The organism is Bacillus sp. 17RED48, assembly GCF_019837545.1.
Taxonomy (GTDB): Bacteria; Bacillota; Bacilli; order Bacillales; family Bacillaceae_G; genus Bacillus_A; species Bacillus_A wiedmannii.
Window position 1 is genome coordinate 1 of the sequence record NZ_JADAXG010000024.1, and the last position, 15,770, is coordinate 15,770.

Annotated in this window: 14 protein-coding genes, 2 pseudogenes and 2 riboswitches; of the genes and pseudogenes, 4 read left to right on the forward strand and 12 right to left on the reverse strand. The window is 36.8% G+C overall.

Annotated features, from left to right (window positions below; translation table 11 throughout):
• Positions 1–149: 149 nt before the first annotated feature.
• The 6 genes from ILT06_RS31520 to groES form a co-directional block, all read right to left on the reverse strand.
• Positions 150–1,655: a sensor histidine kinase gene (locus tag ILT06_RS31520; protein WP_088046836.1), complete on the reverse strand. Its 1,506-nt coding sequence runs from the start codon at positions 1,653–1,655 to the stop codon at positions 150–152.
• A complete protein-coding gene (locus ILT06_RS31525; RefSeq protein WP_064475196.1) occupies positions 1,639–2,340 on the reverse strand; it encodes a response regulator transcription factor in 702 nt (233 codons plus the stop codon). Before ILT06_RS31525 ends, ILT06_RS31520 begins: the two co-directional genes overlap by 17 nt.
• Positions 2,341–2,485: 145 nt before the next feature.
• Positions 2,486–3,811, reverse strand: a complete 1,326-nt coding sequence (locus tag ILT06_RS31530) for an NCS2 family permease (RefSeq protein ID WP_000833102.1) — start codon at positions 3,809–3,811, stop codon at positions 2,486–2,488.
• A 128-nt stretch (positions 3,812–3,939) separates the two neighbouring features.
• Positions 3,940–4,041: riboswitch (purine riboswitch) on the reverse strand.
• 154 nt (positions 4,042–4,195) lie between these two features.
• Entirely contained in the window at positions 4,196–5,734 is a 1,539-nt protein-coding gene (guaA, locus tag ILT06_RS31535; protein ID WP_132136588.1) for a glutamine-hydrolyzing GMP synthase, read from the reverse strand.
• 165 nt (positions 5,735–5,899) lie between these two features.
• A riboswitch (purine riboswitch) is annotated at positions 5,900–6,001 on the reverse strand.
• Between the two features lie 139 nt (positions 6,002–6,140).
• Positions 6,141–7,775, reverse strand: a complete 1,635-nt coding sequence (gene groL, locus ILT06_RS31540; RefSeq protein ID WP_001029984.1) for a chaperonin GroEL — start codon at positions 7,773–7,775, stop codon at positions 6,141–6,143.
• A 38-nt stretch (positions 7,776–7,813) separates the two neighbouring features.
• On the reverse strand, positions 7,814–8,098 hold the full coding sequence (gene groES / locus ILT06_RS31545) for a co-chaperone GroES (RefSeq protein WP_000917306.1): 285 nt from the start codon (positions 8,096–8,098) through the stop codon (positions 7,814–7,816).
• A gap of 401 nt (positions 8,099–8,499) precedes the next feature.
• Here groES and ILT06_RS31550 point away from each other — a divergent pair, with 401 nt between their 5' ends.
• Complete coding sequence (locus ILT06_RS31550; RefSeq protein WP_000745348.1) at positions 8,500–9,249, forward strand: CPBP family intramembrane glutamic endopeptidase; 750 nt, start codon at positions 8,500–8,502, stop codon at positions 9,247–9,249.
• On the forward strand, positions 9,246–9,437 hold the full coding sequence (locus ILT06_RS31555; protein WP_001246201.1) for a YdiK family protein: 192 nt from the start codon (positions 9,246–9,248) through the stop codon (positions 9,435–9,437). Before ILT06_RS31550 ends, ILT06_RS31555 begins: the two co-directional genes overlap by 4 nt.
• A gap of 29 nt (positions 9,438–9,466) precedes the next feature.
• Here ILT06_RS31555 and ILT06_RS31560 read toward each other — a convergent pair.
• Positions 9,467–9,700: pseudogene (locus tag ILT06_RS31560) on the reverse strand (redox-sensing transcriptional repressor Rex); the annotation flags it as partial.
• On the opposite strand from ILT06_RS31560, the pseudogene ILT06_RS31565 reads away from it, so the two are divergent.
• Positions 9,698–9,790 (forward strand): annotated as a pseudogene (locus ILT06_RS31565) (DUF4305 domain-containing protein); the annotation flags it as partial. The pseudogenes ILT06_RS31560 and ILT06_RS31565 sit on opposite strands and share 3 nt — an antisense overlap.
• Positions 9,791–9,819: 29 nt before the next feature.
• Here the strand turns inward: ILT06_RS31565 and ILT06_RS31570 are convergent.
• On the reverse strand, positions 9,820–10,449 hold the full coding sequence (locus ILT06_RS31570) for a redox-sensing transcriptional repressor Rex (protein WP_000437704.1): 630 nt from the start codon (positions 10,447–10,449) through the stop codon (positions 9,820–9,822).
• A 187-nt stretch (positions 10,450–10,636) separates the two neighbouring features.
• Between ILT06_RS31570 and ILT06_RS31575 the strand changes: the two genes are divergently transcribed.
• A complete protein-coding gene (locus ILT06_RS31575) occupies positions 10,637–12,571 on the forward strand; it encodes an ABC-F family ATP-binding cassette domain-containing protein (RefSeq protein WP_218779097.1) in 1,935 nt (644 codons plus the stop codon).
• Positions 12,572–12,979: 408 nt separating this feature from the next.
• Here ILT06_RS31575 and tsaD read toward each other — a convergent pair whose 3' ends face one another.
• Genes tsaD through tsaE form a run of 4 tightly spaced genes read right to left on the reverse strand, consistent with a single transcriptional unit; the run spans position 12,980 to position 15,599 of the window.
• Positions 12,980–13,996, reverse strand: coding sequence for a tRNA (adenosine(37)-N6)-threonylcarbamoyltransferase complex transferase subunit TsaD (gene tsaD, locus ILT06_RS31580; protein ID WP_064475181.1), 1,017 nt, complete (start codon positions 13,994–13,996; stop codon positions 12,980–12,982).
• Positions 13,996–14,439, reverse strand: a complete 444-nt coding sequence (rimI, locus tag ILT06_RS31585) for a ribosomal protein S18-alanine N-acetyltransferase (RefSeq protein WP_064475180.1) — start codon at positions 14,437–14,439, stop codon at positions 13,996–13,998. The genes tsaD and rimI overlap by 1 nt, the downstream gene beginning before the upstream one ends.
• 13 nt (positions 14,440–14,452) lie before the next feature.
• Complete coding sequence (gene tsaB / locus ILT06_RS31590) at positions 14,453–15,145, reverse strand: tRNA (adenosine(37)-N6)-threonylcarbamoyltransferase complex dimerization subunit type 1 TsaB (protein ID WP_064475179.1); 693 nt, start codon at positions 15,143–15,145, stop codon at positions 14,453–14,455.
• Complete coding sequence (gene tsaE / locus ILT06_RS31595; protein ID WP_000049636.1) at positions 15,126–15,599, reverse strand: tRNA (adenosine(37)-N6)-threonylcarbamoyltransferase complex ATPase subunit type 1 TsaE; 474 nt, start codon at positions 15,597–15,599, stop codon at positions 15,126–15,128. Before tsaE ends, tsaB begins: the two co-directional genes overlap by 20 nt.
• Positions 15,600–15,770: the final 171 nt, after the last annotated feature.

The window sequence follows — 15,770 nt, forward strand, 5'->3', positions numbered from 1 at the left end:
TGTTTGCCGCGTTCTGCGTTATTGCATCGGCGACTTGTTCTATATTACACCTCTATACTCTAATCGTCAACATATTTTTCTAAAAAAATATAAAAAGGCTTATTTCTTTTAAAATAAACCTTTTTATCAAATATCATTCTATTCATTTATTATTTTTCTATAATTGGTAACGAAACGATAAACTGAATAATACCATCCTCATATTCCGCTCGAATACTGCCACCTTGCAACTCAACAATACTTTTCGCAATCGCTAATCCAAGTCCCGATCCTTCTGTTACTCTACTTCTAGATTGATCCTTCTTATAAAATCGTTCAAACAAACTCCCTAACTCTTCTCTCGTAAACTCTTCACTATGATTCGCAATTACAATTTGTATATCCCGGCGCTGCCTTTGAAGAGAAACTTTTATCTCCCCATCATCTTTACTATACTTAATCGCGTTCATTAATAAATTATCAAACACACGAACCATCTTTTCCGAATCAACCGCTGCATAGGCACGTTCCTCAGGAAACTTCTTAACAAACGTAAGTCCATGCTCTTCTGCTTGCGGTACTAACTCTTCTATTAATTGCTCCAATAACTCATTTATACAAACCTCTTGTTTTTCTAATATAACTTGCTCATTTGTTAACTTCGTATACTCAAATAAATCTTCTATTAAATTCTTTAACTGCTCCGACTTCGCAAAAGCAATTCTCGTATACTCATCATGTTGTTCTTTATTTTCATATTTAGAATCTCGAAGTAATCGCAAGTAACCCATTATAGAAGTCAGTGGTGTACGTAAATCGTGTGACACATTCGTAATAAGCTCATTCTTTTGCTTCTCTAATTTACGTTCCTTTTCTATATTATTCATAAGCTCTTCCGCCATATTATTAATATTCTCAGTTAAAGACGCAATCTCATCTTCACCTTTTTTCTCAATACGATACGCTAAATTTCCTTTTTCTATTTCCTTTACACCTTGCGCCATCGCTTCAATTTGCTTCATCTTTCTCTTTGTTATATAGAAGAAAGAGAAAATAAATACAAGTACACCTATGAAAAATGGAAACGGTCCTTCTTGCGTATCATATATTACTTCACCTTCCGGAATGCCACTAACAAACATGTATAAATTCTTATCTTCTATTGTAATAGGTGCAAAAGCTATAAATTCTTTTCTTGTACTTTCAAATTCTTTTCTACCATTCATATAATTAATCGCAAACGATGATGCATTACGAATTGTATTATGCAAATCAATTTGTTCTTCTTGCGCCTGCTTCGTCTTATATAAAACTTTTCCACTCTCGTCAGTAACCAACACTTTTAAAGCTCTAGAGTTTTGTTCTAAATTTTGATTCTCTATTTCAATCATACTTGATATAGCTTCTAATTTATTTTCATGAACTGAACTATTTGCCACACTTTGGGCTTGTTGATTAATTTGCTCCATACCAGACCGATAATCGATTGTCGCCTGCCGATTCGCATTCTCAAAAAAAGGTGCTGCTGCTTTTGCTGACAAAATCCCTAACAACGCACAAGCAGTAAACGCAGTAATAAGTTGAATGCGTACACTCCGCTTCACCCTCTTCACTAGCTTTTCAATTAATTCTCTAGTTTTCCTAATATAAGTAAATGGATTAAATATCTTTTTCAATCTTATATCCCACTCCCCATACAGTTTTTATATATCTAGGCTTCCTTGGATTCTCCTCAATCTTCTCACGCACTTTCCGAATATGAACCATTACCGTGTTATCCGACTGGAAAGATCTTTCATTCCAAACCTTTTCATAAATTTGTTCCGCACTAAAGACCATACCCGGGTTACGAGCTAGTAATTCTAAAATTGAAAATTCCCTCGGTGTCAATTTCACTTCTTCTCCATCCACAATAACTTTATGGGTTGAAATGTTTATTTTCATCTCTCCAATTTCTAACTCGTCCTCATTTTGAATAGCAAAACCATTCATCTTCATATAACGACGTAACTGAGATTTAATTCTTGCGATTAACTCTAACGGATTAAATGGTTTCGTTACGTAATCATCTGCACCTGTAGTTAATCCTAAAATCTTGTCCATATCTTGCGTTTTCGCCGAAAGCATAATAATCGGCATTTCTTTCGATTCTCTTACTTTCATACACATATGAATACCATCTACTTTCGGCATCATAATATCCAATACGACTAGATGCACTTCATTTTCTTCTAATAGGCGTAATCCTTCTTCACCATCTCCTGCTTGCAATACTTTATATCCTTCATTCTTTAAATAGATTGTAATTAAATTTCGAATTTCTTTTTCATCATCTACGACAAGTATTGTTTCGTGTGCCACAATATCTCCCCCATCACTTTTTTAATCCCTAACTTCTATTATAGGAAAACTTCTGAAGAAAAACGCTCGGAAATCCTTAAGATTTTCTGAAGACGCAAAAAAGGTCTAGACTCCCCTTAAGTCTAGACCTTTCAAAAAACCCCTTTTATTTACGAACGTAGATGAAATATAGTACGAATAACACTCCCATAACATACATAATTGGATGAATCTCTTTACGACGACCACTTACTACCATTGTAATTGGATAGAAGATAAACCCGATTGCAATCCCTGTCGCAATACTATACGTAAGTGGCATTGAAATGATTGTAAAGAATGCTGGTACTGCAATCTCGAACTTCTTCCAATCAATTTCGCCTAAAGATGAAACCATTAAGATTCCTACAATAATTAAAGCTGGTGCCGTTACAGCTGGTGTTACAACGCTTAATAATGGCGAGAAGAATAGTGCCAGTAAGAAGAACCCTGCTGTTACAACTGCTGTAAATCCAGAACGTCCACCCGCTGCTACCCCAGCAGAAGATTCAATGTAAGACGTTGTTGTTGATGTACCTAAGATTGCACCGATTACAGTTGCAATCGCATCTGCAAATAATGCTTTTCCTGCACGTGGTAATTTATTGTTCTTCATTAATCCAGCTTGATTCGCAACCGCTACAAGTGTACCTGCTGTATCAAAGAAATCGATGAAGAAGAACGTTATAATAACAATCACCATTTGAACAGTGAAAATATCTCCGAAGTGAGTTAACGCCACACCGAACGTTGGTTCTAGACTCGGTATTGCTCCCACTACCGCTTTCGGAGTATCAATTAATCCTGTCGCTACTCCTAAGATTGCTGTAAGAATCATACCGTAGAAAACTGCACCATTTATTTTCTTAATCATGAAGATGATTGTCGTAACAACCCCGAAGATTGCTAGTAACGTTGTGCCCTTTGTTAAATCCCCCAACCCAACAAGAACAGCATCATTTTTCACGATAATTCCGGCATTTTGGAATCCAAGGAAGGCAATGAACAATCCGATACCTGCCGCTACTGCAAACTTTAACTCTGTTGGAATTGCATTAATGATTTTTTCACGAATACCTGAAGCTGTAAGAATAATAAAGATAATACCTGACATTAATGTTCCAGCAATTGCTGTTTGCCACGGAATACCCATCGTTAACACTGCCGTATAAGCAAAGAACGCGTTAATTCCCATACCCGGCGCCAAAGCAATCGGATACTTCGCGAAGATCCCCATAATTAACGAACCAATTGCCGCTGCTAATGCTGTAGCAACGAATACTGCACCTGGATCCATTCCTGTACCTGCTGGTAACCCTTTAACATTTCCAAGTGACAGCGTAGCAGGATTGACAAATAATACATAAGCCATAGATAAAAATGTCGTTAAACCTGCTATGAACTCTGTTTTATAATTTGTACCGAGTTCATCAAACTGAAAATAGCGTTTCATCTTACGTTTCCCCCGTTATATGATTACTCGCCGTAATCTCCCTAGCCCTCTTTTATCTATTAAAAATAAAAAAGGCTTCCATTGCATATACATGGAAGCGTTCTATGAATAAAGACAAGTTTCCCCTCATCTTTATCTAAACGCCTCGTAGTCAAGCCATTTACGGTAGCTAGGTAGAAACTTTCGGGCCATATCCCCGATATTATACGACGGCATAATATTCACTTTTCGTTTGAATTACATACTCATATTAACTCGAGGAGGTGGTTTTGTCAATTTAAAAACGAACATTTTTATAAACTTTTATAATTTCGTTCGTATTAAGGGTGAAAATAAAAAAGATCCATCTATGCATGAGCAATAGATGGATCTTTTTTTATAATATTATTCCCACTCAATAGTTGCTGGTGGCTTGCTTGTTATATCATACACGATACGGTTAACGTGTTTTACTTCGTTTACGATACGTACAGAGATTTTCTCTAATACGTCCCAAGGGATACGTGCCCAGTCAGCTGTCATACCATCGATAGAAGTTACTGCGCGGATACCTACTGTGTAATCGTAAGTACGCTCGTCACCCATAACACCTACACTACGCATACCAGGAAGCGCAGTGAAGTATTGCCAAACTTCGCGGTCTAAGCCTGCTTTAATAATTTCTTCACGTAAAATCGCATCAGATTCACGAACGATTTCTAATTTCTCTTCTGTGATTTCACCTAATACACGAATACCAAGACCAGGGCCTGGGAATGGTTGACGCCATACGATTTCATCAGGAATTCCTAATTCTGATCCTAATACACGTACTTCATCTTTAAATAACGTGTTTAAAGGCTCGATTAATTTGAACTGCATGTCTTCTGGAAGACCACCAACGTTATGGTGAGATTTAATTGTTTGTGCAGTTGCTGTACCACTCTCAACGATATCTGTATAAAGTGTACCTTGTGCTAGGAAGTCCATACCTTGTAATTTAGAAGCTTCATCATCAAATACGTAAATGAATTCATTACCGATTATTTTACGTTTTTGCTCTGGATCTTCTACACCTTTTAACTTGTTCATGAAGCGTTCTTGTGCATCCACTTTAATAACGTTCATGTGGAAGCCTTCGCTGAATGTTTTCATAACGCCTTCTGCTTCACCTTTACGAAGTAAACCGTGGTCAACGAAAATACATGTTAATTGGTCGCCGATTGCTTTATGAATTAATACTGCTACAACAGAAGAGTCTACACCGCCGCTAAGTGCGCATAGTACTTTTTTGTCTCCAACAGTTTCACGGATTTTCTCTAATTCTACTTCGATAAAGTTCTCCATGTTCCATCCTTCAGAACAACCACATGCGCCGAATACGAAGTTTTTAATTAAATCGTTACCGTGCTCAGAGTGACGTACTTCTGGGTGGAATTGTACACCGTATAAGTTTTGCTCTTCATTGCTCATACCAGCAATCGGACAAGACTCACTTGTCGCATCTACTACGAATCCTTCAGGTAAACCAGTTACTAAGTCGCCATGGCTCATCCATACAACTTGCTCTTCTGGAAGGTTCGTATATAATTTTGATTCGTTCTCTACTTTAAGAACAGCTTTTCCGTACTCACGGTGGTTTGCACGTTCTACTTTCCCACCGAAGTGTTGCGTCATAAGCTGCATACCGTAACAAATACCGAAGATCGGTAATCCTAGTTCAAAGATTTTTTCATCACAATGTAATGCGCCTTCACCGTATACACTATTTGGTCCACCAGAGAAGATAATCCCTTTTGGATTCATTGCTTTAATTTCTTCTGCAGTAATTGTATGTGGATGAAGTTCACTGTATACACCGAACTCACGAATTCGACGTGCTATTAACTGATTGTACTGACTCCCAAAATCTAAAACGATAATTGTATCATGCTGCTTCTTCAAAATAATCACCCCAACGTTAGTTCTCGTATATAAATATTTTTACCAATTAGGCAAAAAGCATTACTAATATAATAAAAAAAGCCAGTCCTCCGCCTCTAGTCTCATAACAAAGAAAAGGCAGGGGTCTGGCTTTATAAAGAAAGATAGTCTTCCGCTCTTTATAAATATAAGACGCACTGCCTTCATAGTCAGGTTGTTTACGGTAACCCGGTAGAGACTCTCAAACCATATCATCGAGGATATATGAAGGATTGTTTTATATTATCTTCCTAGATTCTAACAATGAAGTATCGATATGGTCAAGAGAGAAAGCGACAAAATTCTACAGAAATTAATTTCCTTTTCTAAAAAACATAAAAAAACATCCATTTCTATATAGAAATGGATGTTTTTCGAGCAAACGGAATTACATCATTCCGCCCATACCGCCCATGCCCATGCCGCCCATGTCAGGCATTGCTGGTGCATTTGGTTCTGGCTTGTCAGCTACTACAGCTTCAGTCGTTAAGAACATAGCTGCAACAGATGCTGCGTTTTGAAGTGCAGAGCGAGTTACTTTAGCTGGATCTACGATACCAGTTTCAAGCATGTTAACCCACTCGCCAGTAGCTGCGTTGAAACCAACGCCTACTTTTTCGCCTTTTAGACGCTCTACAACTACAGATCCTTCTAGACCAGCGTTGATTGCGATTTGACGAACTGGCTCTTCTAGTGCGCGAAGTACGATGTTGATACCTGTTGCTTCGTCGCCTTCAGCTACGATAGAAGCTACTTTCGTGTATACGTTCATAAGTGAAGTACCACCACCTGCAACGATACCTTCTTCTACTGCTGCACGAGTTGAGTTAAGTGCATCTTCAATACGAAGTTTGCGCTCTTTTAACTCAGTTTCAGTTGCTGCACCTACTTTAATTACTGCTACGCCACCTGCAAGTTTTGCAAGACGCTCTTGTAATTTTTCACGATCGAATTCAGAAGTAGTTTCTTCTAATTGCGCGCGGATTTGGCCAATGCGAGCTTCGATTTGTTGTGAATTTCCGATACCTTCAACTACAGTTGTGTTTTCTTTCGTTACAACAACTTTACCAGCGCGTCCTAAAGATTCAATTGTAGCAGATTTTAAGTCACGACCTAATTCTTCAGTGATTACTTCGCCACCAGTTAAGATTGCGATATCTTCTAGCATTGCTTTACGACGGTCACCAAATCCAGGAGCTTTAACAGCTACTACATTGAATGTACCACGAAGTTTGTTCACTACTAATGTAGCTAAAGCTTCGCCTTCTACGTCTTCAGCGATGATAAGAAGTGGTTTACCTTGTTGTACCACTTGCTCTAATACTGGTAAGATTTCTTGGATGTTAGAAATCTTCTTATCAGTAATTAAGATGTATGGGTTATCAAGAACTGCTTCCATTTTGTCAGAATCAGTAATCATGTAAGGAGATGCATATCCACGATCAAATTGCATACCTTCTACTACGTCTAATTCTGTTGTAAATCCTTTAGATTCTTCTAAAGTAATAACGCCGTCGTTACCAACGCGCTCCATTGCTTCAGCGATTAATTGACCAACTTCTTCGTCAGCCGCAGAAATAGCAGCTACTTGTGCGATAGAAGATTTACCTTCGATTGGTTTAGAAATCTCTTTTAATTCTGCGATTGCAGCAGTAACAGCTTTTTCGATACCTTTACGAAGACCCATTGGGTTCGCACCAGCTGTTACGTTTTTAAGACCTTCACGAATCATAGCTTGTGCTAATACAGTTGCAGTTGTCGTTCCGTCACCAGCTACATCATTTGTTTTGCTAGCAACTTCTGCTACTAATTTTGCACCCATGTTTTCGAATGCATCTTCTAATTCGATTTCTTTTGCAATTGTTACACCGTCATTTGTAATAAGTGGTGAACCGAATTTTTTCTCAAGTACAACGTTACGACCTTTTGGTCCAAGCGTTACTTTTACTGCGTTTGCAAGAGTGTCGACACCGCGAAGCATCGAACGACGTGCTTCTTCACTAAATTTAATATCTTTTGCCATAATAATTGACCCCCTTGAATTTTTTAAGATTTATATAATTAACCGATAACTGCTAAAATGTCACTTTCACGTAAAATCAAGTAGTCAGTACCTTCATATTTCACTTCAGTACCTGCATATTTTGAGAAGATGATAAGATCACCTGCAGCTACCTCTAAAGCAACACGCTCACCATTTTCAAGCACTCGACCAGTACCTACTGCAATAACTTTACCCTCTTGTGGTTTTTCTTTTGCAGTGTCTGGTAATACAATACCACTTGCTGTTTTTTCTTCTGCTTGAACAAGCTCAATTACAACGCGATCACCTAATGGCTTTAGCATGAACAATAACCTCCTCATTTTGTTATGTAAATTTTATTTATTAGCACTCAAGTCACTCGAGTGCTAACACACTTATAATAATAAATAATCTCAATTTCTTTTGCAAGTAAAAAAATCATAATTTTTTCGCAAATTAAGCTATACACTTTTCTATATAGAGTCCCTCTTCTTCTACCTTTACCATATGAATCGTTGTTTCCACTACTCGTATGTTACAATATGAAAGGACACCCTAAGTTGTTTTCGCTATACACACAACTTTCTCCTGTCTTCTATTATAATTTCAAATAAGGATTTACGAAAAAAACATAATTTAAGTGAAGTTTATATCGTAGGTAGCATACTTACATGTTATCCTACCTTATCTCATACACTAGAGTTAGAAAGGATGGTTAAACCATTTGAAAAAACAATATTGGTGGGTTATCGTTACATACATTTTAATGCAGTTATCATCCATTGCTGGATTACCACTTCTGCTGAAAACTGGACTTTATGATAACAGGGGATTTACTAGAGAAGAGAAATTTCAACTCATAACTGGCCACTGGGCAATCATTAGCTTCTTTATTGCATTATGTATCGTACTTTGGTTACTTAGAACAGATATTCGTGACAGACGTTTAGATACAATGCGCTCTACTGTTCCAGCTACGATTGGTTGGATTTTTATCGGGTTCTTCCTAGCATTTTTCTCACAAAGTATTGCCGGTATGATAGAAATGCGTGTATTAGGAATTAAACCTGGATCAGAAAATACAGCAAGACTTATGGATATCGCAAGAACGACACCTTGGTTCCTTATCGTCATCTCTATAATAGGACCTATTTTGGAAGAAATCGTATTTAGAAAAATTTTATTTGGTACACTTTATAAGAAGTTTAACTTCTTTATCGCTGCTATCATTAGTTCTCTTGTATTCGCAGCAATTCATTTTGATTTCACTCACTTATTGGTATACACTTCTATGGGACTCGTATTCGCCTTTTTATATGTAAAAACGAAGCGTATTATCGTCCCTATCGCAGCTCATGTTGCAATGAATACATTAGTTGCAGTTGCTCAAGTTTTAATGAGCAATGAACAAATTCAAGAAATGATTAAAGAAGCTGAAAAAATGCAAGGCTTTATCGGAGGATTTTTAGTATGAGGAACTCACCATTGTTCATGGCTGCATTGTACTTCCTTCTAGGATGTATCTTTACACGCTTCGCCATTACGAACGTAACAGATACAATCTGGAATATGTGGACAATACTATTTGCAGTTATGGCAACAATTGATTTTAATTTGGCACTTCGCCTTATATTAGTTAAATTCACAAAGAAAAAACAATAATAAAACGCAGAGGTCGCTTCCTCTGCGTTTTATTGTGGATAATTCTTTAAAAAGTAAACGAGTGTTTGTAACTCTACCGCTAAATCAATATGGTGAATTCTTATATTATCTGACACATTTAAGCGCGCTGGTGTGAAATTTAAAATACCATGCACGTTCGTTTCTGCCAATCTATCTGCTACAGATTGTGCTACTGTAGCGGGTACTGTTAATATTGCCACTTGTATATCAGTTGATAAACGTTCTTCTAATTCATCTATATGTGGACAATACTATTTGCAGTTATGGCAACAATTGATTTTAATTTGGCACTTCGCCTTATATTAGTTAAATTCACAAAGAAAAAACAATAATAAAACGCAGAGGTCGCTTCCTCTGCGTTTTATTGTGGATAATTCTTTAAAAAGTAAACGAGTGTTTGTAACTCTACCGCTAAATCAATATGGTGAATTCTTATATTATCTGACACATTTAAGCGCGCTGGTGTGAAATTTAAAATACCATGCACGTTCGTTTCTGCCAATCTATCTGCTACAGATTGTGCTACTGTAGCGGGTACTGTTAATATTGCCACTTGTATATCAGTTGATAAACGTTCTTCTAATTCATCTAAATGATATACAGGAATGCCCCCGATTTCTGTCCCGACTTTCTCTTCACTAACATCAAACGCCATTTCAATTTTTGTATTATTGTTTTTCGTGAAATTATAATGTAAGAAAGCGGTCCCTAAATTACCTACTCCAATAAGTGCTACACGTGTTATATCATCTTGGTCGAGTGTTTCACGGAAAAATGATAATAAATAATTTACGTTATATCCATAACCTTTTTTCCCTAACGCTCCAAAATACGAAAAATCTCTTCGAATCGTTGCGGAATCAACTTTTACCGCTTCGCTCAATTCGGCTGATGAAACACGTTGCTTACCAGAAAGAGATAAGTTTTGGATAAATCGATAGTATAGAGGCAATCGTTTGGCAGTGGCCTGTGGAATTTTTTGCTGCTCCATATAACCTCTCCTCTCTTCCTATCTTTATTCATATACTTGAATCAAATACAGAAGTTTAGCACTCATGAATTTCCCTGTATAATAAAGAGAAGAAGTATTCTCTCTTTATTTTAAACTATACACTATTTTTAGTATGATTGAGAAATATAAACATGGCAAAGTTAAGAAATTATTTGAGGTGAAAACATTGATTTTATTACAAGTAAACGCGCTTACGAAATTATACGGTGCAGAAACGATTCTTGCAAACATAAAATTAGAAGTTCAAACGAAAGATCGTATCGCATTAGTCGGACGAAATGGGGCCGGAAAATCTACATTATTAAAAATAATAGCTGGTGAGCTATCTCATGATGGTGGCGAAATTATAAAACCAAAAGATGTCTCAATCGGATATTTAGCTCAAAATACCGGGTTAGAAACGTCTTTAACAATTTGGGATGAAATGTTAACCGTCTTTACACACTTGCAGCAAATGGAGACAAAACTTCGAAGGCTAGAGCAAGAGATGGGAAAAGAAGAAAATTTTTCAAACGAGGCTACATATGAAAGATTATTAGCTGATTATGACCAATTGCAATTAGATTATAAAGATCAAGGTGGATATCAATATGAAGCAGATATTCGCTCGATTTTAAGTGGTCTTGGCTTCCCAGTTGAAACGCACCAGACGACGATTTCTACATTAAGTGGTGGACAAAAAACACGATTAGCTCTCGGTAAATTATTATTAACGAAACCAGACCTACTTATTTTGGACGAGCCTACAAACCATTTAGACATCGAAACATTAACATGGCTTGAACAATATTTACAAGGCTATCCTGGCGCAATACTAATCGTTTCCCATGACCGTTATTTCTTAGATAAACTCGTTACACAAGTATATGAAATTTCGAATAAAGAAAGCAGACGATTTGTTGGTAACTACAGTAAATATTTAGACTTAAAATCAGCATTATACGAGCAAGACATGAAACGTTATGAAAAACAACAAGATGAAATCGCTAAGCTTGAGGATTTCGTTCAAAAAAATATAGCTCGCGCATCTACGACAAAACGTGCGCAAAGCCGTCGTAAACAATTAGATAGAATGGAATTATTGACTAGACCATTAGGTGATTCTAAGTCAGCATCCTTCCACTTCGATATCGAAAAACAAAGTGGAAATGATGTTTTACAAGTAAAGGATGCAACTATCGGCTATGATGATGATCCGATTATTGAACATGTAACTATGCGCTTAACTCGTGGGGATAGCGTTGCTTTAGTTGGTCCAAACGGAATTGGGAAATCCACATTATTAAAATCACTTGTGAATAAGTTACCACTATTAAATGGTCATGTTTCTTTCGGATCCAATGTATCTGTTGGTTATTATGATCAAGAACAAGCAAATTTAACATCTTCTAAGCGAGTTTTAAATGAGTTATGGGATGAATATCCATTGCAGCCCGAAAAAGAAATTCGCACGATATTAGGTAACTTCTTATTCACAGGGGATGATGTACTAAAACCAGTATCTTCTCTTAGTGGTGGACAAAAAGCTCGATTAGCTCTTGCAAAACTTATGATGCAAAAATCGAATTTATTAATTCTCGATGAACCTACGAACCATCTTGATTTAAATAGTAAAGAAATTTTGGAGAATGCTTTAATTGATTATCCAGGCACCCTTCTATTTGTTTCACATGACCGCTACTTTATTAATCGTGTAACGACGACCGTTGTTGAGTTGTCAACAGAAGGTGCACAAGAGTATTTAGGCGATTACGATTACTATGTGGAGAAGAAAAATGAAATGATTGAACGCGCAGCATTTGAACAACAAGAGCAGCAAGAAAACCAAGCACCTGTTCAAAAAACTGTAGCTCAAGAAAAATTAAATTATCTCGAAGAAAAAGAGCGTAAACAATTAGAACGTCAACGCACTCGAAAAATTGAGGAACTAGAACAAAATATTGTAGAATTTGAAGAAGAAATTGCTACGTTAGAAGATCAACTTTGCTTACCAGAAATATACGCAGATTATGAAAAGGCTAGTGAAATTACAACGAAAAAGCAAACACTACAAGAGCAACTTGATGCTTGTATGGCAGAATGGGAAGAATTACATTTATAAGAGTATGAATAAGAAGGATGTCTCATAAGTCGGGATTTTTGACTATGCGACATCCTTTTTATCTTCTAGCTGGGGTATAAACGCTTCGACAAGACGTACCGATTTACCGACAAAGTTTGACAACGTTGGCTCGCCCCTATAATAAGGGCACATTTCAAAATGTTTTTTAGAGATATCTTCTTGCGATTTATTTCCCAAAAAAAGAATACATTCAAAGGTCAGACTTCACCTACTTTATCCACAGGTTTATACACATATCCACCTTTATAAAATAAACTCCAAAATAACTTTTCCACATTATCCACAATACCCAAAAAAGTTATCAACATTTTATATACACAATAAAACCCATATTATCAACAGATAATATGGGTTTTATCCACAAGCTGTGGTTAATTTTGTGCATAACTATGCTTCAATATCTAATCCTGGATTTGCATTTAAAGCTAATGTAGCACGTTTTCCTTGTTCATATGCAATTGTACCTGCGGCTGCAATCATCGCTGCATTATCGGTACATAAAGATAGTGGAGGAATAATTAGCTCAATATTTTCTTTTGTCGCAAATTCCGCTTCCAAACGTGCGCGAAGTCCTTTATTCGCAGCTACTCCACCAGCAAGAAGAAGTTGCTTTACGTTATATGCTTCTGCTGCACGAGATGCTTTCGTTACAAGCACATCTATTACACTTTCTTGGAAACTTGCCGCTAAATCTTCCGGTGCAATTTCTATCCCGCGTTGTTTTGCGTTATGCACAGTGTTGATAACTGCTGATTTCAATCCACTAAAACTGAAATCATACGAATCAGGTTCTAGCCATGCACGAGGCAAATCGATTGTCGGTTCCCCTTCATGTGCAAGGCGATCAATATGAGGACCACCTGGATATGGCATGGATAACGTTCGAGCTACTTTATCATATGCCTCTCCAGCTGCATCATCTCTTGTTTCACCAATCACTTCGAATGAACCATGTTCTTTCATATAAACAAGCTCCGTATGTCCACCAGATACAACAAGTGATAGTAGTGGGAATTGAACTTCTTTCACTAAACGGTTCGCATAAATGTGCCCAGCGATATGATGAACACCCACTAAAGGAATATCATGTGCAAAAGCCACTGCTTTCGCTGCATTTACCCCTATTAAAAGCGCTCCTACTAAACCAGGTCCTTCTGTTACAGCAATTGCATCAATATCATCAAATGTGATATTTGCTTCTTTTAAAGCTTCTTCTAACACAACTGTAATTTCTTCTACATGATGACGAGATGCAATCTCTGGTACAACTCCGCCAAAACGTTTATGACTTTCAATTTGTGATGCAACGACATTCGCAATAATTTCCGTTCCATTTTTAACAACTGCTACTGCTGTTTCATCACAACTTGTTTCAATACCAAGTATAATCGTATTTTTTTCCATTATATATTCACCCACATTACGAGACCATCTTCCTGATTGTCTGCATAGTATCGTTTACGAATTCCACCATTTTGAAATCCGTATTTTCTGTATAACTGTTTTGCTACTTCATTTGATACACGTACTTCAAGTGTCATCGTTTTTACTCCTAAATCTTTCGCTTCGGAAATAACTTCTTTCAATAAAGCATCCCCTAGCTTTTGACCTCTGTATTCTGGCAAAATAGCTACATTTGTTATATGTGATTCATCAATAATTATCCACAATCCACAATACCCAATTACACGACCATCTTTTTCTAGCACAACATAATGTGCATGTTCATTCGTCGTTAACTCACGGTGAAAGGCATCTGCAGTCCAAGGAGTTGAAAAAGACGCTTCTTCAATAGCTACAATTTGAGCGATATCACCGAGTTCCATCTTTCTAAATACCATATCCATCTTCTGCAAGCTCCTACTTGTTTTGACTTTCTAACCACTTTGTTTCGGCTTCAGCTAAACGAAGATAACTAGGAACAAATGAATGTACGTCTTGTTCCTCTTTTTGTAATCCTAAGAACGCCAACTCACTTGGTCTTGGGTTATTTTTAGTAAAAGGAGCAAATACAGCTTGATTGCCTAAATGTTCTATTATTGTTTCTTTGTGCAATTTAACATCGTTACCAATAAATAAAACCGGCTTTCCTTTATCTTTTAACATTTGCAACCAGTCTACAATAAGGATGATTCGGTCTTCTTCTATAGAAGTTAAATGCTCTCCTTCATATGTATATAACCCAGTATAAATTTGTCCGCGTCTTCCATCAAATAAAGGACAGATTAATCCATCAAAATTAGCACCGTTTGCAGCCACTACTTCTAAACTTGATACACCTACAATTGGTATTTGAAGTGACCAAGCTAATGTTTTTGCAGCTGTCACACCTATACGAACACCTGTATATGATCCAGGTCCAGCAGCTACAACGATTTTAGTTAATTCTTTCGGTTTTACACCACATTCTTTTAACAATTTCTCTACAGCTGGCATAAGACGTACAGAATGGTTTTTTGTTAAGTTTGTAATGATTTCCCCAATTACGTTTCCTTCCTCAATAAGGGATACACCCATTACGTAATTTGAAGTATCAATTGCTAGTACTTTCATCTTGTAATAGCTCCTCACATAATCTAATATATCGATCTCCAATTGGCTCGAGTACAATTTTCCTTGTATCATCTCCAGCATGGAATAAACTAATTTGTAACTTCTCATTTGGTAAAAATGCTTCTATTAAATGAGCCCATTCTACTACGGTAATTCCTTCACCGTAGAAATACTCATCAAAACCTAAGTCCTCTTCACTTTCCGCTAAGCGATACACGTCCATATGATATAGCGGCAATCTCCCTTTATATTCTTTAATAATATTAAAGGTAGGACTATTTACAACTCTTTTCACTCCAAGACCTTTTGCTAGCCCTTTTGTAAAAGTTGTCTTACCAGCCCCTAGATCTCCTTCTAAAATAATTACATCTTGTGCACCGACAAGTCCACCTAGTTTTTCTGATAATCTTTGTGTTTCCTCAGAAGAGTTTGTTGTTATTTCATATTTACTCACAGACTTCACCTACTTTACTCACAATGTTCTCTGCTCTTTATTATACAGGTTTTGAATATATAAAAAAGTCCTTAGGAGTTTTCCTAAGGATAGTTTGACTGTCTTTATTAGTTTTTTGTTAAAACAAATAAAAAAATACGAAACAACATGTTTCGTTCTTTTCTTTATATA